The 19,930-nt window shown below is 72.9% G+C and carries 19 protein-coding genes; 11 read left to right on the top strand and 8 right to left on the bottom strand.

Features of this window, described 5'->3' with window-relative positions; all coding sequences use genetic code 11:
* A complete protein-coding gene (locus AB0I66_RS16885) occupies window positions 1–1,260 on the bottom strand; it encodes an FAD-dependent oxidoreductase (RefSeq protein ID WP_363208582.1) in 1,260 nt (419 codons plus the stop codon).
* 279 nt (window positions 1,261–1,539) lie between these two features.
* Between AB0I66_RS16885 and AB0I66_RS16880 the strand changes: the two genes are divergently transcribed.
* From AB0I66_RS16880 to AB0I66_RS16870, 3 genes are all read left to right on the top strand, one after another.
* Entirely contained in the window at window positions 1,540–2,904 is a 1,365-nt protein-coding gene (locus AB0I66_RS16880; RefSeq protein WP_363208581.1) for a ferredoxin reductase family protein, read from the top strand.
* A gap of 37 nt (window positions 2,905–2,941) precedes the next feature.
* Entirely contained in the window at window positions 2,942–3,133 is a 192-nt protein-coding gene (locus AB0I66_RS16875; RefSeq protein ID WP_363208580.1) for a hypothetical protein, read from the top strand.
* Between the two features lie 84 nt (window positions 3,134–3,217).
* A complete protein-coding gene (locus tag AB0I66_RS16870) occupies window positions 3,218–4,000 on the top strand; it encodes a TSUP family transporter (RefSeq protein ID WP_363208579.1) in 783 nt (260 codons plus the stop codon).
* A 46-nt stretch (window positions 4,001–4,046) separates the two neighbouring features.
* Here the strand turns inward: AB0I66_RS16870 and AB0I66_RS16865 are convergent, their stop codons facing one another.
* The 3 genes from AB0I66_RS16865 to AB0I66_RS16855 all read right to left on the bottom strand — a co-directional run bounded on the left by AB0I66_RS16865 (window position 4,047) and on the right by AB0I66_RS16855 (window position 6,485).
* Entirely contained in the window at window positions 4,047–4,709 is a 663-nt protein-coding gene (locus AB0I66_RS16865) for a class F sortase (RefSeq protein ID WP_363208578.1), read from the bottom strand.
* A gap of 123 nt (window positions 4,710–4,832) precedes the next feature.
* Complete coding sequence (locus tag AB0I66_RS16860) at window positions 4,833–5,384, bottom strand: hypothetical protein (RefSeq protein ID WP_363208577.1); 552 nt, start codon at window positions 5,382–5,384, stop codon at window positions 4,833–4,835.
* A gap of 312 nt (window positions 5,385–5,696) precedes the next feature.
* Window positions 5,697–6,485 (bottom strand): aminotransferase class IV family protein, encoded by a 789-nt coding sequence (locus AB0I66_RS16855; protein WP_363208576.1) that lies wholly within the window; start codon window positions 6,483–6,485, stop codon window positions 5,697–5,699.
* Window positions 6,486–6,601: 116 nt separating this feature from the next.
* Between AB0I66_RS16855 and AB0I66_RS16850 the strand changes: the two genes are divergently transcribed.
* Window positions 6,602–7,261: an NAD(P)H-dependent oxidoreductase gene (locus AB0I66_RS16850; protein WP_363208575.1), complete on the top strand. Its 660-nt coding sequence runs from the start codon at window positions 6,602–6,604 to the stop codon at window positions 7,259–7,261.
* Window positions 7,262–7,283: 22 nt separating this feature from the next.
* On the opposite strand, the gene AB0I66_RS16845 is transcribed toward AB0I66_RS16850, so the two are convergent.
* Window positions 7,284–8,624 (bottom strand): HAMP domain-containing sensor histidine kinase, encoded by a 1,341-nt coding sequence (locus tag AB0I66_RS16845; protein WP_363208574.1) that lies wholly within the window; start codon window positions 8,622–8,624, stop codon window positions 7,284–7,286.
* A complete protein-coding gene (locus AB0I66_RS16840) occupies window positions 8,621–9,340 on the bottom strand; it encodes a hypothetical protein (protein WP_363208573.1) in 720 nt (239 codons plus the stop codon). The genes AB0I66_RS16845 and AB0I66_RS16840 overlap by 4 nt, the downstream gene beginning before the upstream one ends.
* A gap of 155 nt (window positions 9,341–9,495) precedes the next feature.
* Here AB0I66_RS16840 and cutA point away from each other — a divergent pair, with 155 nt between their 5' ends.
* From cutA to AB0I66_RS16825, 3 genes are all read left to right on the top strand, one after another.
* Window positions 9,496–9,870, top strand: a complete 375-nt coding sequence (gene cutA / locus AB0I66_RS16835; protein ID WP_363208572.1) for a divalent-cation tolerance protein CutA — start codon at window positions 9,496–9,498, stop codon at window positions 9,868–9,870.
* Entirely contained in the window at window positions 9,867–10,304 is a 438-nt protein-coding gene (locus AB0I66_RS16830; RefSeq protein ID WP_363208571.1) for a gamma-glutamylcyclotransferase family protein, read from the top strand. Before cutA ends, AB0I66_RS16830 begins: the two co-directional genes overlap by 4 nt.
* A gap of 197 nt (window positions 10,305–10,501) precedes the next feature.
* A complete protein-coding gene (locus AB0I66_RS16825) occupies window positions 10,502–10,798 on the top strand; it encodes a DUF6355 family natural product biosynthesis protein (protein ID WP_363208570.1) in 297 nt (98 codons plus the stop codon).
* A 47-nt stretch (window positions 10,799–10,845) separates the two neighbouring features.
* Here the strand turns inward: AB0I66_RS16825 and AB0I66_RS16820 are convergent, their stop codons facing one another.
* Together AB0I66_RS16820 and AB0I66_RS16815 are read right to left on the bottom strand one after the other, a co-directional pair.
* Window positions 10,846–13,005: a molybdopterin oxidoreductase family protein gene (locus AB0I66_RS16820; RefSeq protein ID WP_363208569.1), complete on the bottom strand. Its 2,160-nt coding sequence runs from the start codon at window positions 13,003–13,005 to the stop codon at window positions 10,846–10,848.
* A 271-nt stretch (window positions 13,006–13,276) separates the two neighbouring features.
* Entirely contained in the window at window positions 13,277–13,975 is a 699-nt protein-coding gene (locus tag AB0I66_RS16815) for an ElyC/SanA/YdcF family protein (RefSeq protein ID WP_363208568.1), read from the bottom strand.
* A gap of 170 nt (window positions 13,976–14,145) precedes the next feature.
* Between AB0I66_RS16815 and AB0I66_RS16810 the strand changes: the two genes are divergently transcribed.
* From AB0I66_RS16810 to dnaG, 4 genes are all read left to right on the top strand, one after another.
* Complete coding sequence (locus AB0I66_RS16810; RefSeq protein ID WP_363208567.1) at window positions 14,146–15,063, top strand: sirohydrochlorin chelatase; 918 nt, start codon at window positions 14,146–14,148, stop codon at window positions 15,061–15,063.
* A gap of 68 nt (window positions 15,064–15,131) precedes the next feature.
* Window positions 15,132–16,445, top strand: coding sequence for a deoxyguanosinetriphosphate triphosphohydrolase (locus AB0I66_RS16805; protein WP_363208566.1), 1,314 nt, complete (start codon window positions 15,132–15,134; stop codon window positions 16,443–16,445).
* A 142-nt stretch (window positions 16,446–16,587) separates the two neighbouring features.
* The gene (locus AB0I66_RS16800) at window positions 16,588–17,850 is read left to right on the top strand and encodes an FAD-dependent oxidoreductase (RefSeq protein ID WP_363208565.1); all 1,263 of its coding nucleotides are present in this window, start codon (window positions 16,588–16,590) and stop codon (window positions 17,848–17,850) included.
* 43 nt (window positions 17,851–17,893) lie between these two features.
* Window positions 17,894–19,819 carry a DNA primase gene (gene dnaG, locus AB0I66_RS16795; RefSeq protein ID WP_363208564.1) on the top strand — a complete coding sequence of 642 codons (1,926 nt, stop codon included), beginning with the start codon at window positions 17,894–17,896 and terminating at the stop codon, window positions 19,817–19,819.
* Window positions 19,820–19,930: the final 111 nt, after the last annotated feature.

The following is a 19,930-nucleotide window of genomic DNA, read 5'->3' as shown; positions in this document are numbered from 1 at the left end:
TCAGAGGCCTCCGTCGTTGGTGAGCAGGTGGAGCAGGGGGCTGCCGTCGTCGGGCAGCTGGTCGTCGGCCTCCCAGGCGCGGGCGAGCGCGCCCACGGCGGTCAGCTCGCCGAGCAGTACGCCGCCGACGAGCCGGTCCCCGCGCACGATGACCTTGCGGTACGTGCCACGGGTGGCGTCCGCGAGCTGGACGACGTCGTCGTCGGGCCGGTGCTCGGGGTCGCCGAAGGCCGCCAGGTCCAGGGGAGCGGAGCCGGGGCGTCCGTTGTGCAGGGTGAGACGGGTGAGGGCGCGGGTGCCGGAGTAGGGGCGGGCTTCGCGCGGGGAGAGCAGGGCGTCCGCCAGGGCGTCGGCCTGTTCCAGCGCGGGCGCCGCCAGGCAGCGGGCCTCGCCGGAGTGCTCGGCGCAGTCGCCGATGGCGCGGATGTGCGGATCGGAGGTGCGCAGCTCGTCGTCGACGACGATGCCGCGGCGCACGTCCAGGCCCGCGGCCTGCGCGAGGCCCGTGCGGGGGCGGACGCCGCAGGCGAGGACGGTGAGGTCGGTGCCGAGTACGTAGCCGTCGGCGAGCTCCACCGAGTGCACGGCCCCGTCGGCCTGCCGCACCCCGCGCACGCGGCACTCCGTGTGCACCTCCACGCCGAGTTCGGTGAGGTGCTGGTGCACGAGCGCACTCGCGGCGGGGTCGAGCTGGCGCTCCATGAGGCGGTCGCCCTGCTGGGTGAGGACGACCTGGGCGCCGCGCACGGCCAGCGCGCGGGCGGCCGATACGCCGAGGAGGCCGCCGCCGATGACGACGACGCGGGTTCCGGGTACGACGGCCTTGGTCAGGGCCAGGCAGTCGTCCATCGTCCGGAAGGCGTGCACGCCGCGCGGCAGCTCCACCGCGCCGGGCTCGAAGAGGCCCCGCAGTGGCGGAAGCACCGGGTTCGAGCCGGTCGCGAGCACGAGCGTGCCGTACGGGACGACGCTGCCGTCCGCGCAGTGCACGACCCGGTCCTCGCGGTCGACGCGGACGGCGCGGGTACGGAGGAACTCGCCGGGGACGGGCGGAAGGCCGATGACCTCGGGGCCGAGGCGCCCGGAGAGGACGTCGGCGAGGAGCACGCGGTTGTACGGTGCGTGCGGCTCCTCCCCGATGAGGGTGACGCCGCGGGGTCCGTCGCCGGAGCCCCCGAGCCGCTGGGCGAGGCGGACGCCGGCGAGGCCGCTGCCGATCACCACCACGGGGGGCGCGGGGCTCGGGGTCGATGAGGTCATGTACGGAAGCGTGCGGGGGCGGTGTTACCCGACGGCATCCTGACTGTTTCCCTGCGGGAACGCTGCCCTCAGCGGGCGCCGGGGCAGGTTGTGAGGGCGCCCCGCGTCCTGCTCTGGCCGAACAAGCCTTCCCGCCCACCCGCCCGATTGCCCCGTAGCGGCCTTCTGACCGAACAGGACTTAAGCCTCGTTGAGGCAGTCCTCAAGGGCGCCTTAAGGATCAGTCGTATCCGGCTGACCAGGGGTTTTTGCCGGTGTCCCTGTGCCTAGTCTGCGGCCGTGACCATCGACGTGACCGAAACCCGACCCGCCGCGCACCCCGCGCCGTCCGTACCGCCGATTCGTGTCACCCCCGCCGCCCTGCGCAACGGAATCCTCGGCACGGCGGCCGCCGTCACCGTGCTCTGGGCCGTGCAGGTCGAACCCTCGGCCCGGCTCGACGTGCTCTTCGCGACCGGTGCCCACCTCACCGGCCTGCTCGCCGGGTACGGCGTCCTTGTCATGCTCTTCCTGATGGCCCGCGTCCCCGCGGTCGAGCACGGGGTCGGCGCCGACCGGCTCGCCCGGCTGCACGCCCAGGGCGGCCGCTACGTCCTCACCCTGTGCCTGGGCCACGCCCTGCTCGCCCTGTGCGGATACGCCGCGCACACCGACACCGACCTCCTCAGCGCGGGCCTCGACCTGCTCGGCTACCCGGGCCTCGCCCTCGCCGCCGTCGGCACGTCCCTGCTCGTGGCCGTCGGTGTCACCTCGGCGCGTGCGATGCGGCGCCGCGTCCCGCACGAGACCTGGCGGGCCGTGCACCTGCTGACCTACCTCGGCGTGGCGCTCGGCTTCGTGCACCAGCTGGCGGGGCCCGACGTGGCGGGCAGCATCCTCACGGTGTGGCTGTGGTCGATGCTGCACGCCACGGTGGCCGTGCTGCTGGTCTGGTACCGCGTCGTCGTGCCCGTGCGGCAGGCGCTGCGGCACAGCCTGCGCGTCATCGACGTACGCGACGAAGGGCCCGGTGTCGTGTCGGTCGTGATGCAGGGCATCGGGCTCGACGAACTGCGCGCCGAACCAGGCCAGTTCTTCCGCTGGCGCTTCCTGCGGCGCAGGCTCTGGCGCACCGCGCTGCCGTTCTCGCTGTCCGCGCCCGTGCGCGACGACACCCTCCGGATCACCGTCAAGGCCATCGGCGACCACACGCGGCGGATGCGGCGCCTGAAGCCGGGGACGCGGGTCCTCGCCACGGGGCCCTTCGGGGCGCTGACCGCCCATCGGCGTACGCGGCGCAAGGTGCTGCTGCTCGCGGGCGGGGTGGGGATCACCCCGATGCGGGCGCTGTTCGAGACGCTGCCCGGCGGGCCCGGGGACCTCACGCTCCTCTACCGGGCCGGCAGCGCGGAGCAGCTCGTGCTGCGGGAGGAACTGGAGGCGATCGCCCGGAGCAGGGGAGCGGGGCTGCACTACCTGCTCGGCCGGTCCGACGCCTCGTTCGATCCGCTCGCCCCGCAGGCCCTGCGCAATCTGATCCCCGACCTCGCCGAGCACGACGTCTATCTGTGCGGACCGCCCGGGATGGCCGCGTCGGCCACCGTGGCGCTCGTACGGGCCGGGGTGCCCCAGGAGCGCATCCATGCCGAGTGCTTCACCTTCTGAGAGTCATAGGTCTTTTGAACCCTGGAGAGGGGCTGACGTGGGACGTCACCGCAAACCCGTGGGCCCGGTCCTGGGCCCCACCGTGCAGGCGCGCCGCAAACTGGCGGCGGGCCTCGCGGGCGCGAGCGCGCTGGTCGCCACCGTGCTCGCCCTCACGGTCGACCCGGCGGCACCACCGGCCCCCGACCGCGCCCCGGCGGGCGTCCCGGCACCTCAGGCGGCCCCGTGATCAGGGGGAACGGAACCTCTGAAGTCCCTCAACTCTCCCTGAATTCATGGACGGCGTGATCGGCCCCTCCATAAGGTCGCGATCATGCCCGACATATCTCTGACCACCGTCGTCGTCCTCTGTATCGCCGCGCTCGCGGCCGGCTGGATCGACGCGGTGGTGGGCGGCGGCGGGCTCCTCCTGCTGCCCGCCCTGCTCCTCGGCCTGCCGGCCGGGACCCCGGCCGCGCACGCCCTCGGGACGAACAAGGCCGTGGCCATCGTCGGGACGACCGGCGCCGCGGTGACCTACGTCAGGAAGACGCCGGTCGACGTGCCCACCGCCGTGCGGATCGGTCTTGCAGCGCTCGCCGGGTCGATGGGCGGCGCCTTCTTCGCCGCGGGCATGAGCACCGAGGTGCTCAAGCCCGTGATCATGGTGGTGCTGCTCGGCGTCGGCGCCTTCGTCATCTTCAGGCCCGCCTTCGGCACCGCGCCCTCCGCGCGCCCCGCGTCCCCCAAGCGCATCCTCGCCGCCATCGGCCTCGCGGGCCTCGGCATCGGGTTCTACGACGGCCTCATCGGGCCCGGCACCGGCACCTTCCTGGTGCTCGCGCTGACCGCCGTGCTCCACCTCGACCTGGTGTCCGCCTCCGCCACCGCCAAGATCGTCAACTGCTGCACCAACGCGGGCGCCCTCGCGATGTTCGCCTGGCAGGGCGCGGTCCTGTGGCAGCTGGCCGCGCTGATGGCCGTCTTCAACCTCGCGGGCGGCATGTTCGGGGCGCACACCGCGCTGAAGAAGGGCAGTGGCTTCGTCCGCATCGTGCTGCTCACCACCGTGTTCGGGCTCGTGGCGAAGATGGCGTACGAGCAGTGGCTGGCGTAGCAATGCGTGGGGCGGGGCCAGGCCGCACCCCGCGACCGGTCGCGGATCAGCGCACGCCCGTCAGGTGCGCGAACACCACGACGTTGCCCTCGTACCCCGTCTTCTTCGAGTAGCCGCCGCCGCACGTGATCACCCGCAGCTCCGGCCGGTCCGCCGCCCCGTACACCTTGGCGTCCGGGAATTTCTTCGCGTCGTAGACCTCGTTCGCGTCGACGGTGAACACCGCGACGCTGCCGTCCCTGCGCTCGATCTCGATGGTGCGGCCCCGGGTCAGACCGCCCAGGTCGTAGAAGACGGACGGGCCGTCCGCGTTGTCGACGTGCCCCGCCACGACGGCGGTGCCGGTCTCACCCGGCGTGGTCCCCGACTCGTACCAGCCGGCGAGATTCGTCTTCTTCGGCGGCGGTACGTCGAGGCTGCCCTGGGGCGTCAGACCGAGCCCCATGAGCGGCGCGTCGATCCGGATCGAAGGAATGCGGATCCGGTCGGGCGGGGACGGGGGCAGCGCCGCGGCGCCCGGGGCGTCGCCGGACCGGGGGTGGGCCGACGCGGCCTGCTCGGCGGACGGCTGCGGCGGGGGGTGGGACTCCGTGCCGTTGTGCAGCAGCCACGCGCCGGAGCACAGGGCGAGCACGGTGACCGCGCCTATGGCGGAGTTGACGGCTTTGCCGCCGGGGCGCTTCCTGCCGGGATTCTTCCTGCGCGTCAATCGACTCGTCCCCCTCAGGGTTCGGGGAGGCCGGTCCCCGCATCCCCCTCCGGATCCACGAGGGACCGGTGGACCCGGAGAGGGAGGGGGCTGGCGGTACCGGTGGACAGCGGAGGGTGTCCGTCAGATCCTGTCGCCTCTCGCCCGGCGATGCAGGAGCCAGGTACCGCCCGCGGCGGCGACGGCAAGCGCCGCCACTCCCGCCGCGGTCTGCACGGGGTCGGGGCCGAGAGCGCCGCCGACCCCCGTCTTCACATGGCCCTTCGGGGTCACCTGCTGTTCCTCGCGGGCGGCGGCGGTGGAGGTGATCGTCACGACCAGGTCGCCCGCCACCTGCTTGCCGTCCGCGCCGGAGCCGGAGCACTGCGCGGCGATCTCGTAGGTGCCGGGCTGGGCCGACGGCGGCACCTTGAACGTGCCGGTCGCGTTCTCCTTGCGCGTGTCCGGTGCGAGCGTGAACGTGCCGGCGCCCACCGCGCTCGCGTCACCCGTGGCGGTTCCGTCGCTGCCGCAGGCGGTGGTGTCCACGGTGACCGTGGAGCCCGGCATGACGGTGGACGGGTGGACCTGAAGGCCGCCCCCCGCGTCGCGTGCGGCGGCCGAGGCGGGGGGTGCCAGCAGGGCCGCCGATGCGACGGCGAGCGCGGCAGTGGTCAGCAGGCGGGCTTTGCGCATCGTGCTTGCTCCTCCGAGGGGCCATCAGAGGGCACGGCCCGCGGCACCTCCAAGTGCCGCTGCGTCGGTCGAACCCCGCTGTACCGAGGTAAGTGGCACTCGGCGGCGCACGCCTCCTGAGGAGCTGTCAGAAACTCTGCGGTGGAGCGGCTTCTGTCCTTTCGGCGGGAACATTCCAGCAGGTCACTCGGCGTGTCGCCGAACAGTGTCCGAAGGGGGCGCGGGGCGCCTGTGAATGGGTGACCCCAGGGCCGACCGGATGCCTCACCGCAGGCTCACCGTGCCCTCGGAGCGGCCCGACCTGACCCCGCCTCAGACGGCGTCCCAGGGGACGTCGTCGTAGAGCTCCGCCAGTGTCGTCATGAGCTTCTCGTCGACCGCGAAGCCGGTGTCGTCGATCCGCCGCACCGGCGCGATGCCGCGCGCGTTGGTGACGAAGGCCGCCACATACGAGGAGAGGCCGCCGAGCGTGACAGGGGCCCGGCGCGTGGGGATACCGGCGGCCCGGAGGCGCGCTTCGAGCAGCTGCATGGTGATGCCGGCCAGGCAGGGCGCGTCGGGCCAGACGACCTCGGCGCCGTCGTGGAAGCCGATGTTCGTGACGGCGCCCTCGCTGATCGTTCCGTCGGGGCCGGTGAGCAGCGCGTCGTCGAAGCCCGCACGCCGGGCGAGCTCTCCGTGGCGGGCCTGGCCGAAGCCGCCGATGTGCTTGATGTGCGGGAAGGGCCGCTGGTAGGGGGCGGACCGCAGGGCCTGCGGGCTCCGGGACATCTCGCCCGGCGCCCGGACGGTGACCGTCACGGACGGCTCGCCCTCGGGTGCGTGGACGTGGACGCGTACGGAGGCGTCGGCGATGTCGTCGCGGAGCACGTGCCGGATGAGCCCGCGCACGTATTCGCCGTCCAGCTCCCGGCCGAACAGCTCGCGGGTGGCCGAGTCGAGCCGCTCCAGATGCAGCCCGAGCCCGCGCGTCGCACCACCCCTGACCTGCATCGCGGTGAAGTGCCCCACGCCTCCGAGCGCGGCCCACAACAGCCGGTCCGCGGTGACGTCCCGCCCGTCGATCTCGATGCGTTGCAGGGGCGGCTGAGTTGTCGTCATGGCCGTCACCGTACGACGCCTCCGTACGACGAATTCGTGCGCCTCCGTACGCCTCCGTGAACTCCCTGAATGTCCCGCTTGACCTCAACCTAGGTTGAGCAACGAGGCTCCTTCTCATGACCCAGAACACGAATGCCGCTGATTCCCCGTCCACCGCCACGTCCACCGCCACGCTCCCCGGCGCGTCCACCGAGTCCGCCGCGCCCCTGCGCGTCGCCGTCATCGTCGGGAGCAACCGCGAGGGCCGCTTCGGGCCGATCGTCGCCGACTGGCTGCTCGCGCGGATCGGGGAGCGGGCGGACTTCGAGGTGGACGTCATCGACCTCGCCGATTCCCACCTGCCGACCGCGCTCTCCTTCAACCCCTCGCCCGCGACCCTCGCCGAGCTCGACAAGGTCACGCCGAAGCTGGCCGCCGCCGATGCCTTCGTCGTCCTCACCCCCGAGTACAACCACTCCTACCCCGCCTCCCTCAAGAGCCTCATCGACTGGCACAACGCCGAGTGGCAGGCCAAGCCCCTCGCCTTCGTCTCGTACGGCGGGCTCTCCGGCGGCCTGCGCGCGGTCGAGCACCTGCGCCCGGTCTTCGCCGAGCTGCACACCATGACGATTCGCGACACCGTCTCCTTCCACAACGCGGGCACTCTCTTCGCCGACGACGGCACCCACAAGGACCCGACGGCCGCGAACGCCGCCGCCAAGTCGATGCTCGACCAGCTCCACTGGTGGGCGTGGGCCCTGCGCAGCGCCAAGGAGGCCCGCCCGTACGGAAGTTGAGAGCGTGCAGGGTTGCGCGGGGTCAGGCCTCCGGCAGGCGCACCGTCGCCACCGCGCCGCCGCTCTCCGCGTTGCGCAGCTCCACCCGCGCGCCGATCGCCTGGGCCTGGCCGAACGCGATGGTCAGGCCCAGGCCCGTGCCCTGACCGCGCTCGCGGGCGCCGGTCTGGAAGCGCCGCGGGCCGTCCTCGAGGAGATGCGCGGGGAAGCCGGGGCCGTGGTCGCTGACCGTGACCACGGGCCCGGCCACCCGCACGTCGACCGGGCCGGCCCCGTGCCTGCGGGCGTTGGCGACGAGGTTGGCGATAATCCGCTCCAGACGACGCGCATCGGTGCGTACGAGGGTGCCGCCCGAGCCGGAGCCGGAGGCCGAGTCCGCGCCCGAGTCCGAGCCGTCCGTCCTGCTTTCTGCTGGCGCCGCCGCGAACCGCACCGCGCATCCCGACCGCTGCACGATCCCCTCCGTGAGCGCGCGCAGCGGATGCGTGCCCAGGTCGGGGCGTTCCATCTCCGCGTCGAGGCGCGCCACTTCGAGCAGGTCCTCGGTGAGGGTGCGCAGGGCGAGCACCCGGTCGCGCACCAGCTCCGTGGGCCGGCTCTGGGGCAGCAGTTCGGCCGCGGTGTGCAGACCGGTCAGCGGGGTGCGCAGCTCATGGGCGACATCAGCGGTGAAGCGCTGCTCGGCCTCCAGGCGCTGCTGCAGGGACGCCGCCATCGTGTCGACGGCGGCGGCCAGTTCGGCCACCTCGTCCTTGCCCGGCCGGCTGCCCGGCACGCGCGGATGGTTGATGCGCGCGTCCAGATCGCCCTCACTGATGCGGCGCGCGGTGGCCGCCGCGGTCCGCAGCTCGCGGCTGAGGCGGCTGGCGAGCGCGGCGCCGCCCAGCGCCGCGAGGATGACGACGACGGCTCCCGAAGCAAGGAGCTGCCGGTCGAACTCCGCCATTTCGGCGGCCTGTACGGTCAGCGACTCGCGGACCGAGAGCACATGGCCGCCCACGGGGCGCGCCGCCCACACGACGGGGTGCTCGGCGCCCATGTCCAGATACGTGGTCCGCCGCCCGTCCAGAGCGGCAGTCCGCAGCGACGCCGGGAGGCCGGGTGCGTCGATGGCGGCGTCCGTACGGGCGTCTCCGGCGGTGTCGACCTGCCCCGTCAGCTCGTACAGCTGACGCACCCGCACCAGCTGCGCGGTCGCCCCCGACCTGGCGCCCTCGGAGACCTGTTCGAGCCGCGCCTGGTGGACGAGGACCCCGATGGCGACGGCCACGACCGCGCAGCCGAGCGCGAGCAGCGCGGCGATCTTCCAGCGCAGGCCGAGGGCGTTGAGCGCGGCGCGGGCGCGCCGGCCGATGCCTCTCACCTCGGCCCGCCCGTGCCGCGCGAGGGCTCCGGAGAGGGCATGGGCGACGGGGAGCCGTCGGAACCGGCGTCCTTCTTGTAATTCTTGGTGTCGCTCACCGTCGACATCCGCACGCCGTCCCAGTGGAACCGCACGGCCTGCTGGCCGCCGTCCGCACACGAGCTGCGCACCAGCAGATCCTTGCCGAGCGTCTCGATGCTCACGCGCTTCCCGGAGGTGAACAGGACCGGGTAGACGCGCCCGTCGCGCTCCTCGTAGACGGAGAGGACGCTGCGGCCGCTCTCCGTGTCGGCGGCCACGAGCAGCTCGGGGCGCCCGTCGCCGGTCAGGTCCGTCAGGAGCGGCGGCCGCAGTCCGGCCTGCCCGGGGTGGTCGATCTCGTCGCGGTCGGCGAGCGGCTTCATCCGCGGGTCGGCCCGCAGGACCGCGCGGAAGTCCTCCTTGCGGAACCCGGCCTTGCCCAGCTTCGGCAGCTCTTCCAGGGCTTGTGGCGGCGGCTGGTGGGTGGCGGTGTCGGCGCCGGGCGCCTCGGGCGACGTGCTGGACCAGGCGGGCCAGAGGGGCTGGGGGCGCGGCTGCACGGACACGGACGGCGCGGGCTCACCGGCGTCGAGCCCGTCCACGCTGCCGCATCCGGCCAGCACGACGGCCGCCGTGGCGGTGAGGACGGCGGCACGGCGCAGGAGGCGGCGTCGGTGGGGGCGGGAAAGGTTCATGGCTCCGTCGACGGTAGGAAGCGCGCGTCACGGATTACGGGAGGTTGTGTAACAGACAGGGTCATGCGGGGCGGAAACGCGGGATTCGGGACCTTCGGCCTGGCCGGTGGCCCCCATCGGTCATGGTCGTTCGCCGCTCCGGGGAGAATCGGCGCATGACGTCGACGTACGAAACCGGTTCCGAGTCCAGGTCCGGCTCCGAGTCCGCCCGGGCAACGGTCCTCACCGTGCTGACCACGACCGACACCGCGCAGAAGGCGGAGGACCTCGCGAGCGGCGCGGTGGCCGCCCGGGTCGCCGCGTGCGCGCAGATCGTCGGGCCCGTCACCTCCGTCTACCGGTGGGAAGGCGCCGTGGAGACCGCCCGCGAGTGGCAGATCCTGTTCAAGACGGCCGCCGCGCGTTATGAGGCCCTGGAGGCCTGGCTGACCGAGGCCCACGACTACGACACCCCCGAGATCATCGCGACGCCGGTCGTGCGGGGGAGCGCAGCCTACCTGGAGTGGGTGAGGCAGGAGACCGCCGAATGACGCAGGAGGGGGGCCGGCTGCCGTTCTTCGTGTACGGGACGCTGCGGCCGGGGGAGCGGCACCACGACGTCCATCTGCGCGGCGGCATCGCGACGGAGTGTCCCGCCCGGCTCCCGGGAGCGGTCCTGTACGAGGGGCCCGGTTATCCGTACCTGGTGAAGGGCCCCGAAAGCGGCCCTGTGCACGGCGAGTTGATCACGGCGACCCCTTCCGCGTACGACCGGCTCATCGCCGACCTCGACGTACTGGAGGGATACGCGCCGGGCGACCCCCGCAACCTGTACGAGCGAGTGGAGCGCGAGGTGATCCTCCTGGGCGGGGCCCCGGCAAGCGCGTGGGTGTACGTGGCGGCACCGCGGGTGGCGGCGCGGCTGCGGGCCTCGGGGGCGGTGATCGGGGGAGGGGACTGGGTGTCGTTCCGGGCCGACCGGTGAGTCGCGGCTATGGCGCGCCGAGACGCCCTTTGCGCAGCTCAAACGCCCGCAACTCGATCTGGTGGACTCAATCACCCGTGCGAGCGACCCACGCAAACCGCATGATCACCAAGGGTTGCTGCTGTGGCACTCTCCGTGTGCACCAGTCGGTGCGCGAGTCGGTGCGTGAGCACCACGTCCTCAGCAGGAGTTGCCCCATGAGCCTTCGCCGTTCGCTGCCGGCCCTCGTCGGCGCCGTCGCCCTCACCCTCGGCCTCCCCGTGGCTGCCGCCGCGTCCGCTCACGCCCCGGCCGCCGTCATGAACCCCTGCGGCTTCTACGAGACGGGCAGCGACGCGTTCTACAACCACTGCACCGGCGACGGCTCGCACGTCGTCATCAAGGTGGAGGTGGCCATGGCCCCCGACTACGAGCGCTGTGTGGGTCCGGGCAAGCTCTGGCTCGGTTCGGCGAGCAAGATCCAGGGCGCGCACTACGTGGGACGCACCTGCTGATCCCCACTCACTGACCGCGGGCCGGGTGGTTTTCCCCCGGCCCGCGGTCATGCCCGGCCGCCGGACCGTTCGAGCCGCACCGCGCACACCTTGAACTCCGGCATCCGCGAGACCGGGTCGAGCGCCGGATTGGTCAGGGAGTTGGCCCGGCCCTCGCCCGGCCAGTGGAACGGCATGAATACCGTGTCGGAGCGGATCGCGGTCGTGATCCGCGCCGGGGCGACGGCCCGTCCCCGCCGCGAGACGACGGTCACCGGCTCGCCCTCCTCGACATCGAGGCGCGCGGCGAGCCGCGGATGCAGCTCCACGAAGGGCCCGGGGGCGGCGGAGTTGAGCTCGTCGACACGGCGCGTCTGGGCCCCCGACTGATACTGCGCGAGGACCCGCCCGGTGGTCAGGAGCACGGGATACTCCGCGTCCGGTTCCTCGGCGGCGCCGCGATGGACCACCGGCACGAACCGTGCCCGCCCGTCCTCGGTGGCGAACCGGTCGAGGAACAGCCGCGGGGTGCCAGGGTGTTCGGCATCCGTCCCGGCCTCGCTCCCGCTCGCGTCCCGGGGTGCCTCCTGGCCCGTGCCGTCCTCGGGGCCTTCGCTCGCGGGGCAGGGCCAGAACACGCCCTCACCGTTGCCTTTCCTCAGGCGTGCGTACGAGATCCCCGAGTAGTCCGCCGCCCCGCCCGCGCTCGCCCGGCGCAGCTCCTCGAAGACCTCCTCCGGGTCCGTCGGGAAACCCTTCTCATGGCCGAGGTGCGCGGCGAGACCGTGCAGCACGTCCAGGTCGCTGCGTACGCCGTCGGGAGCGCTCACCGCCTTGCGGCGCAGCAGTACCCGCCCCTCCAGGTTCGTCACCGTGCCCGTCTCCTCGGCCCACTGCGTCACCGGCAGGACGACATCGGCCAGTCGGGCCGTCTCCGACAGCACCACGTCCGCCACCGCCAGGAAGTCGAGCGACCGGAGCCGCTCCTCCACATGCGCGGCGCGCGGTGCCGAGACGACCGGGTTGGAGCCCATCAGGAGCAGGGCCCTGATGTCCCCGCCGAGCGCGTCGAGCAACTCGTACGCGGACCGGCCGGGACCCGGAAGCGAGTCCGGGTCGACGCCCCACACGCCCGCCACATGCGCCCGCGCCGCCGGGTCCGTCAGCTTGCGGTAGCCGGGCAACTGGTCGGCTTTCTGCCCGTGTTCCCGTCCGCCCTGGCCGTTGCCCTGCCCGGTCAGGCAGCCGTATCCGGAGAGGGGGCGGCCCGCGTTGCCGGTCGCCAGGCAGAGGTTGATCCACGCGCCGACCGTGTCCGTCCCCTTGGACTGCTGCTCGGGGCCGCGCGCGGTGAGCACCATCGCGGTCTCGGCGTCGCAGAACATTTCCGCCGCGTCCCGCAGTTGGGGCACGGGGATGCCGCTGATCCGCTCCACGTACTCCGGCCAGTGCGCCATCGCCGCCGCCCGCGCGTCCTCCCAGCCGGTCGTCCGCTCCTCGATGAACGCCTCGTCCGTCCGGCCCTCGGCCACCACCAGATGCAGCAGGCCGAGCGCGAGGGCGAGGTCGGTGCCGGGGCGCGGCGCCAGATGCAGGTCGGCCTGCTCGGCGGTGCGGGTCCTGCGCGGATCGACGACGATCAGCTTGCCGCCGTTCTCCTTCAGCTCCGTCAGATAGCGCAGCGCGGGCGGCATCGTCTCGGCGAGGTTCGACCCGACGAGGATCACGCAGCCGGCGCGCGGGATGTCCTCCAGGGGGAACGGCAGACCGCGGTCGAGCCCGAAGGCCCGCTGCCCGGCCGCTGCCGCCGACGACATGCAGAACCGGCCGTTGTAGTCGATCTGCGACGTGCCGAGCGCCACCCGCGCGAACTTCCCCAGGGCGTACGCCTTCTCGTTGGTCAGACCCCCGCCGCCGAACACTCCGCACGCGTCCGCGCCATGTTCCGTACGGGTGCGGGAAAGGCCCTCGGCGACGCGAGCGACCGCCTCCTCCCAGGTGGCCGGTTCGAGCCGGCCCGTGGCGTGGGATCGGATGAGTGGCTCGGTCAGGCGCACCCGGGAGGAGAGCACAGCGGGCGCCGTGCGGCCCTTGCCGCACAGCGCGCCCCCGTTCACGGGGAACTCGGGACGCTCCACGACCTCCGTGCCGCCGGGGCCGGTGGTCAGGCCCATCCCGCATTGCAGCGCGCAGTACGGACAGTGGGTGGGTGTCGCCGTGGTGTGCATACGGTCCAGCCTCCGCCGGCCTTGTTACGCGCCCCGACGCGATCGCGTTACACACGCGGTAAACCGACCTCAGCAGCCCCCCCACCGCACTGTGAGCCGGTCATATGCCCCGCAAGGGGCGCGGGTAACGGCGCGAGGACGGTCGTGCCCCTTCAGGGGCGCGGGGAACTGCGCGAGGACGGACCACGACCCGCACCCGGCGGACGAGCGAAACAAGGCAGACGCACCCCCGCTCAAGGCCCAGGGGCCAGACCCCGCTCAAGGCCGGCGACTAGCGAGGCGCAGCCAGCGCCCGGTCCACGCCGGGCTCCCGGGGCCCGAGGAACCGCGGATCCGGTCGAAACGCCGAGTCCACCGCCGCCTTGCCGGCCGCGAACAGCTCCCGCGCGCCGCCGTAGTACCAGGTCGCGTCGTGCTTGGCGTCGACCCCGACCCCGTACGACGAGACGCCCGCCGCGCGGCAGAGCGCGACGGCCCTGCGTATGTGGAAGCCCTGGCTGATCAGCACCGCCCGGTCCACGCCGAACACCTTCTTGGCGCGCACGCACGAGTCCCAGGTGTCGAAGCCCGCGTAATCACTGACGATCCGCCGCCCCGGCACCCCGCGCTCGGTCAGATACGCGCGCATGGCGTCCGGCTCGTCGTACTCCTCGCGGCTGTTGTCCCCCGTGACGAGGACGACCTCTATCCGCCCCGCCTCGTACAACTCCGCCGCCGCGTCGAGACGGTGTGCGAGATACGGCGAGGGCTCGCCCTTCCACAGCCCGGCCCCGAAGACGACCGCGACCCGGGTGCGCGGCACGTCGGCGGTCGTGCGCAGCCGCCCCTCCGCCGTCACGAACAGCCAGGTCGCGGGCAGCAGCGCCACCACGCAGAGGGCCATGAAAACTTGCACGGCCCGCCGCTGCCCCTGCCGCGTACGCGGCAGCCGCGTCCACCCAGGACGCCTCACCCACCCAGGACGCTTCATCCCGTTCCCCCATGCCCCCGTGCCCCCGGCCGGATCCCCCCGATCCGATCACTGCCCCCAACGGTAAGCGACCGCACTGACAACGCGGCGGCACCGTCGGTGAGCCAGGCCGAAAGGACCCGTCACCGGCGCGCAACGCGACCGAAACGCCGCGCGGTCATCCTCGGTCCATGACGCCGTCGAACCCTCTTCGCGACGAGTCCGGCAGCACCCCTCTCGAAAGTACGGCGCACCTCATGAACCGGATCACCAGCCAGCTCGGCAGCCAGCTCGCCCTCGTCTCGCTCGACGGCAGGCGCCGCCCCGCCCCGCGCCGCCCCCAGTCGGCGCCCGACCTCGTCGTGGTCGCCCACGGCAGCCGTGACCCCCGCGCCCTCGCCACGGTCACGGCGCTCCTGGCGCGGGTCCGTGAGCTGCGGCCCGGCCTCAGCGTGCGCCTCGGCCACATCGAGCTGAACGAACCCCTGCTCGGCGACACCCTCGCCGAGGCCGCCGGCTCCGCCGTCCTCGTGCCGCTGCTGCTCAGCCGTGGCTACCACGTCAAACACGACATCCCCGAGGCCGCGGCCCTGGCCCCGCACCTCGACACACGCCTCGCCGCCCCGCTCGGCCCGCACCCCCTGCTGGTCGACGCGCTGCACGACCGGCTCGTCGAGGCGGGCTGGCCGGCCGCGTCCGGCCGGGCGGGCCGGCGCACCGGCGGCGTGGTCCTCGCCGCGGCCGGCTCCCGCGACCCCGACTCCGCCACGGACACCCGGCGTACGGCGGACCTCCTGGCCCAGCGGCTCGGCGTGCCGGTGATCCCCGCGTACGCCACGCCGACCGCGGCCGCCCCGCTCAGCGTGACCGCCGCGGTGCGCGCCCTCGCCGCCCGTGGCCGCTACCGCACCGCCGTGGCCTCGTACTTCACCGCACCCGGCCGCTTCGCCACGCAGTGCGCCGATGCCGCCCCCTGGATCGCGTCGGCCCCGCTCGGCGACCACCCGGCGATGGCCCAGCTCCTCCTGCACCGCTACGACAAGGCCCGCGCGACCACTCCCGCCACCCCCGCCACGCACCTGCCGCCCCGTCAGCTGACCTCCGCCTGACCGTCGCCCGTCGGCCACCGAGGCGCCCTGAAGCCCTCTTTGTCACTCCTTGCGTTTACTGTCGGTGCATGGAAGGCACTGCACCGAACGTGTACGACGAAGAGGCGGCCTATGACAAGGCCGCCGTCGAGCGATGGGCCACCGAGCCCGACAAGAGGCCGGGGCGCACCGCCTTCCAACGGGACCGCGCGCGTGTCCTGCACTCCGCGGCGCTGCGCCGCCTCGCCGGAAAAACCCAGGTGGTCACCCCCGGCACGCGCAGCAACGAGGCGTGGGACGCCAGCGCCCGCACCCGTCTGACGCACTCCCTGGAGTGCGCGCAGGTCGGCCGCGAGCTCGGCGCCGCCCTCGGCTGCGACCCCGACCTGGTGGAGACGGCGTGCCTCTCCCACGACATGGGCCACCCGCCCTTCGGCCACAACGGCGAGCAGGCGCTGAACGAAGTCGCCGAGAGCTGCGGCGGTTTCGAGGGCAACGCCCAGTCCCTGCGCCTCCTCACCCGCATCGAGCCGAAGCGCTTCGTAAGAAGTGAGGAGACGGACGAGCTGGTCGGCGTGGGGCTCAACCTGACCCGGGCCGCCCTTGACGCCGCCACCAAGTACCCCTGGCCGCGCGGCGCCCACCCCACCGACCCGGACTCGCCCAAGTTCGGGGTCTACGAGGACGACCGGCCGGTCTTCGACTGGGTCCGCAAGGAGGCCCCCGGCCGCCGCACCTGCTTCGAGGCCCAGGTCATGGACTGGGCGGACGACGTGGCGTACTCGGTGCACGACATCGAGGACGGCCTGCACGCCGGGCACCTCGACCCGAACCTCCTGCACGCCGAGCCCGAGCGCCAGGACATCTTCGCTGTCGCCATCGGCCGGTACGTGCCCGCGGACACCGACCCCGAAGAGCTCTCCGAGGCCCTCGACCGCCTCCTGGACCAGGAGTGGTGGCCGCATGGGTACGACGGCTCGGCGATCGCCCAGGGCCGCCTGAAGGACGCCACCAGCCAGCTCATCGGCCACTTCTGCCTCGCCGCAGAGACCGCCACTCGCCTGCGGTACGGCAAGGGCCCCCTCACGCGGTACGCGGCCGAGCTGGTCGTCCCGCGCGAGGCCCGCCACGAGTGCGCGGTCCTCAAGGCCGTCGCCGACCGGTATGTGATGCAGCGCCCCGCCCAGGAGCGGCTGCGCGCGGACCAGCGGATCGTCGTCGCCGAGCTGGCCGAGGCGCTCACGGCCCGCGCCCCCGAAGGCCTCGACCCGCAGTTCCGCGCGCTGTACGACACGGCGGCCGACGACCGCGCGGCCCTGCGCGTGGTCGTCGACCAGATCGCGTCCCTCACGGACGCCGCCGCGCGTTCCCTGCACGCGCGGCTCACGGCGAGACAGCTCTGACATATAAGGCCCTGACATATGCGGAATGAGCCGATCGACCACGGGGCGTGACGAAAACTGGCCGGATCGGGCCGCAACCCCTTCCCGCATCACGCTCCGTGCGGGACGCTCCCCTGACGGCAAGGCTTTGAGGAGGCATCAAGTGGTCGACGCGGATCAGACGTTCGTCATTGTCGGAGGAGGTCTCGCGGGCGCGAAAGCGGCCGAGACGCTCCGGTCGGAGGGCTTCAGCGGCCGGGTGATCCTCATCGGCGACGAACGCGACCACCCGTACGAGCGCCCGCCCCTGTCGAAGGGATATCTCCTGGGCAAGGAGGAGCGCGACAGCGTCTTCGTCCACGAACCCTCCTGGTACGCACAGTCGGACGTGGAGCTGCATCTCGGCCAGACCGTCGTCTCCATCGACCGCGAGGCCAAGGCCGTCCGCCTCGGTGACCGCGACGTCATCCACTACGACAAGCTCCTCCTCGCCACGGGTGCGGAGCCGCGCCGCCTCGACGTCCCCGGCACCGGCCTGGTCGGCGTGCACCACCTGCGCCGCCTCGCGCACGCCGACCGGCTGCGTCAGGTCCTGTCCGGTCTCGGCCGGGACAACGGCCACCTGGTGATCGCCGGAGCCGGCTGGATCGGCCTGGAGGTGGCCGCCGCCGCGCGGACGTACGGCGCGGAGGTCACCGTCGTCGAGCCGCAGGCCACCCCGCTGCACGCGGTCCTCGGCCCCGAGATCGGCCAGATGTTCACCGACCTGCACGCCGAGCACGGGGTGCGCTTCCACTTCGGCGCCACGCTCACCGAGATCGCGGGGGAGGACGGCCTGGTCCTCGCGGCCCGCACGGACGACGGCGAGGAGCACCCGGCGCACGACGTGCTCGCCGCGATCGGCGCGGCCCCGCGCACTGGACTCGCCGAGGCGGCGGGCCTGGAGATCGCCGACCGCGCGCACGGCGGCGGTGTCGTGGTCGACGCCTCGCTGCGGACCTCGGACCCGGACATCTTCGCGGCGGGCGACGTGGCCGCCGTCCAGCACCCGCTCTTCGACACCAGGCTCCGCGTGGAGCACTGGGCGAACGCCCTGAACGGCGGTCCGGCCGCGGCCCGCGCGATGCTCGGCCAGGACGTGTCGTACGACCGCGTGCCCTACTTCTTCTCGGACCAGTACGACGTGGGCCTGGAGTACTCGGGGTGGGCGCCGCCGGGTACGTACGACCAGGTCGTGGTCCGAGGCGACGCGGGGAAGCGGGAGTTCGTCGCCTTCTGGCTGAGCGAGGGCCGGGTCCTCGCCGGGATGAACGTGAATGTGTGGGACGTCACGGACCCCATCCAGAGGCTGATCCGCGCGGGCGCGAAGCCGCCCGCCGAGTCCCTCTCCGACCCGTCCGTCCCCCTGGAGTCGCTGCTCGGGTGACGGGCCGGGCGGGAGTGTCACAGCAGGGCCGTAGTATTCCTACGTGGCAGGCAGGATCAATGACGAGGACGTGAAGGCGGTTCGGGACGCGGTCCCGATCGACGCCGTGGTCTCCGACTACCTCCAGCTGCGGAACGCGGGCGGAGGCAACCTCAAGGGCCTGTGCCCCTTCCACGACGAGAAGTCACCGTCCTTCCAGGTCAGCCCCAGCAAGGGTCTCTTCCACTGCTTCGGCTGCCAGGAAGGCGGCGACACGATCGCCTTCGTGATGAAGATCGACCACCTCACCTTCTCGGAGACGGTCGAGCGCCTCGCCGCCCAGGCGGGCATCACCCTGCGGTACGAGGAGGGTGGGTACAACCCCACGAGCCAGCGCGGCGAGCGCATCCGTCTCGTCGAGGCCCACAAGATCGCCGCTCAGTTCTACGTGGACCAGCTGGAGAGCCCCGAGGCCGAGATCGGCCGGAAGTTCCTGGCCGAGCGCGGCTTCGACCAGGCAGCGGCGGCGCACTTCGGCGTCGGCTACAGCCCCGCGGGCTGGGACCACCTCACCCGGTTCCTGCGCGGCAAGGGCTTCACCGACAAGGAGCTGACCCTCTCCGGCATCTCCCAGGAGGGTCGCCGCGGCCCCATCGACCGCTTCCGCGGCCGCCTGATGTGGCCGATCCGCGACATCAGCGGCGAGGTCGTCGGCTTCGGCGCGCGCAAGCTGCGCGACGACGACAACGGCCCCAAGTACCTCAACACCCCCGAGACGCCGATCTACAAGAAGGGCCAGGTGCTCTACGGGGTGGACCTGGCCAAGAAGGAGATCGCCAAGACCTCCCGCGCGGTCGTCGTCGAGGGATACACGGACGTCATGGCCTGCCACCTCGCCGGTGTCACCACGGCCATCGCGACCTGCGGCACCGCTTTCGGCGGCGACCACATCAAGATCCTGCGCCGCCTCCTGATGGACAACGGCTCGGCGCGGGTGATCTTCACCTTCGACGGTGACGCGGCAGGCCAGAAGGCCGCCCTGCGCGCCTTCGAGGACGACCAGAAGTTCGCCGCCGAGACGTACATCGCCATCGCGCCCGAGGGCATGGACCCCTGCGAGCTGCGGCTCGCCAAGGGGGACTCGGCGGTCGCCGACCTCGTCGAACCCCGCACGCCGCTCTTCGAGTTCGCGCTGCGCCAGATCGTCGCACGCTACGACCTGGAGACCCCCGCGGGCCGCGCCGCCGCCCTGGACGAGGCTGCGCCGGTCGTGGCCCGCATCAAGAACAGCGGCGCGCAGCACGAGGTGGCCGTCCAGCTCGCCGGGATGCTCGGCATCCTGGACACCCAGTTCGTGGTCAAGCGCGTGGCCCAGCTGGCGCGTTGGGCCCGCGACCGGGGCGGCAGGGGCCCGGCCCCGCAGCAGCAGCGCACCCACCAGGGCCAGCAGTACGGGCCCTCGGCGCCGTCTGTGCCCGCAGGGCCCTCAGGGCCCTCTGGCCCCGCGCTCACCCTGCGCAGCCCCGCCCACCGCACCGAGCGCGAGCTGCTCAAGCTGGCCCTGCAGCGCCCGGAGCTGGTCTCCCCGGCCTTCGACGCGTACGGCGTGGACGAGTTCACCGCGCCGCCGTACGCGGCGGTGCGCCAGTGTGTCGAGGAGGCGGGCGGCGCCGAGGCGGGCATCCCCGAACCCCAGACCTACCTCGCCCGCGTCCTGGACGCCGCCCCGGACGACACGGTCCGCGCCATGGTCACCGAACTGGCCGTCGAGGCGATCCTGCGCAAGCAGGTGGACGAGATCTACGCGGGCATCCAGCTCGTCCAGGTCAGGCTGCGCGCCGTCGACCGCCGCATCCGTGACGTCCAGGGCAGCCTGACCCGCCTGAGCGCACAGGGCGACCCCGCCCAACTGGCCGCGGTGCAGAACGAGTTGTGGGTCCTCCAGCAGTACGCCCAGGCCCTCCGCGAGCGCGGCGCCGACGCGCTCTGACGTTCGCCGGGCGCTTCGCGAGGTTCATTCGGCGGCCGATTGGTTACTCGTCGGGTAACCGCTCGGTCACGCACCGGACTCAAAAAGTCACCGCACGCCCCTCGTGGCGGC

The sequence above is a fragment of the Streptomyces sp. NPDC050439 genome, assembly GCF_040655335.1.
Classification (GTDB): Bacteria; Actinomycetota; Actinomycetes; order Streptomycetales; family Streptomycetaceae; genus Streptomyces.
This window is presented reverse-complemented; position numbering and strand designations above follow the sequence as displayed.

Coding starts and splice junctions, on each gene's coding strand:
- AB0I66_RS16885 (WP_363208582.1), bottom strand. CDS start 1,260: ATGACCTCATCGACCCCGAGCCCCGCGCCCCCCGTGGTGGTGATCGGC.
- AB0I66_RS16870 (WP_363208579.1), top strand. CDS start 3,218: ATGCCCGACATATCTCTGACCACCGTCGTCGTCCTCTGTATCGCCGCG.
- AB0I66_RS16820 (WP_363208569.1), bottom strand. CDS start 13,005: ATGCACACCACGGCGACACCCACCCACTGTCCGTACTGCGCGCTGCAA.
- AB0I66_RS16805 (WP_363208566.1), top strand. CDS start 15,132: ATGGAAGGCACTGCACCGAACGTGTACGACGAAGAGGCGGCCTATGAC.
- AB0I66_RS16850 (WP_363208575.1), top strand. CDS start 6,602: ATGACCCAGAACACGAATGCCGCTGATTCCCCGTCCACCGCCACGTCC.
- AB0I66_RS16840 (WP_363208573.1), bottom strand. CDS start 9,340: ATGAACCTTTCCCGCCCCCACCGACGCCGCCTCCTGCGCCGTGCCGCC.
- AB0I66_RS16825 (WP_363208570.1), top strand. CDS start 10,502: ATGAGCCTTCGCCGTTCGCTGCCGGCCCTCGTCGGCGCCGTCGCCCTC.
- AB0I66_RS16810 (WP_363208567.1), top strand. CDS start 14,146: ATGACGCCGTCGAACCCTCTTCGCGACGAGTCCGGCAGCACCCCTCTC.
- AB0I66_RS16855 (WP_363208576.1), bottom strand. CDS start 6,485: ATGACGACAACTCAGCCGCCCCTGCAACGCATCGAGATCGACGGGCGG.
- AB0I66_RS16830 (WP_363208571.1), top strand. CDS start 9,867: ATGACGCAGGAGGGGGGCCGGCTGCCGTTCTTCGTGTACGGGACGCTG.
- AB0I66_RS16860 (WP_363208577.1), bottom strand. CDS start 5,384: ATGCGCAAAGCCCGCCTGCTGACCACTGCCGCGCTCGCCGTCGCATCG.
- cutA (WP_363208572.1), top strand. CDS start 9,496: ATGACGTCGACGTACGAAACCGGTTCCGAGTCCAGGTCCGGCTCCGAG.
- AB0I66_RS16815 (WP_363208568.1), bottom strand. CDS start 13,975: ATGAAGCGTCCTGGGTGGGTGAGGCGTCCTGGGTGGACGCGGCTGCCG.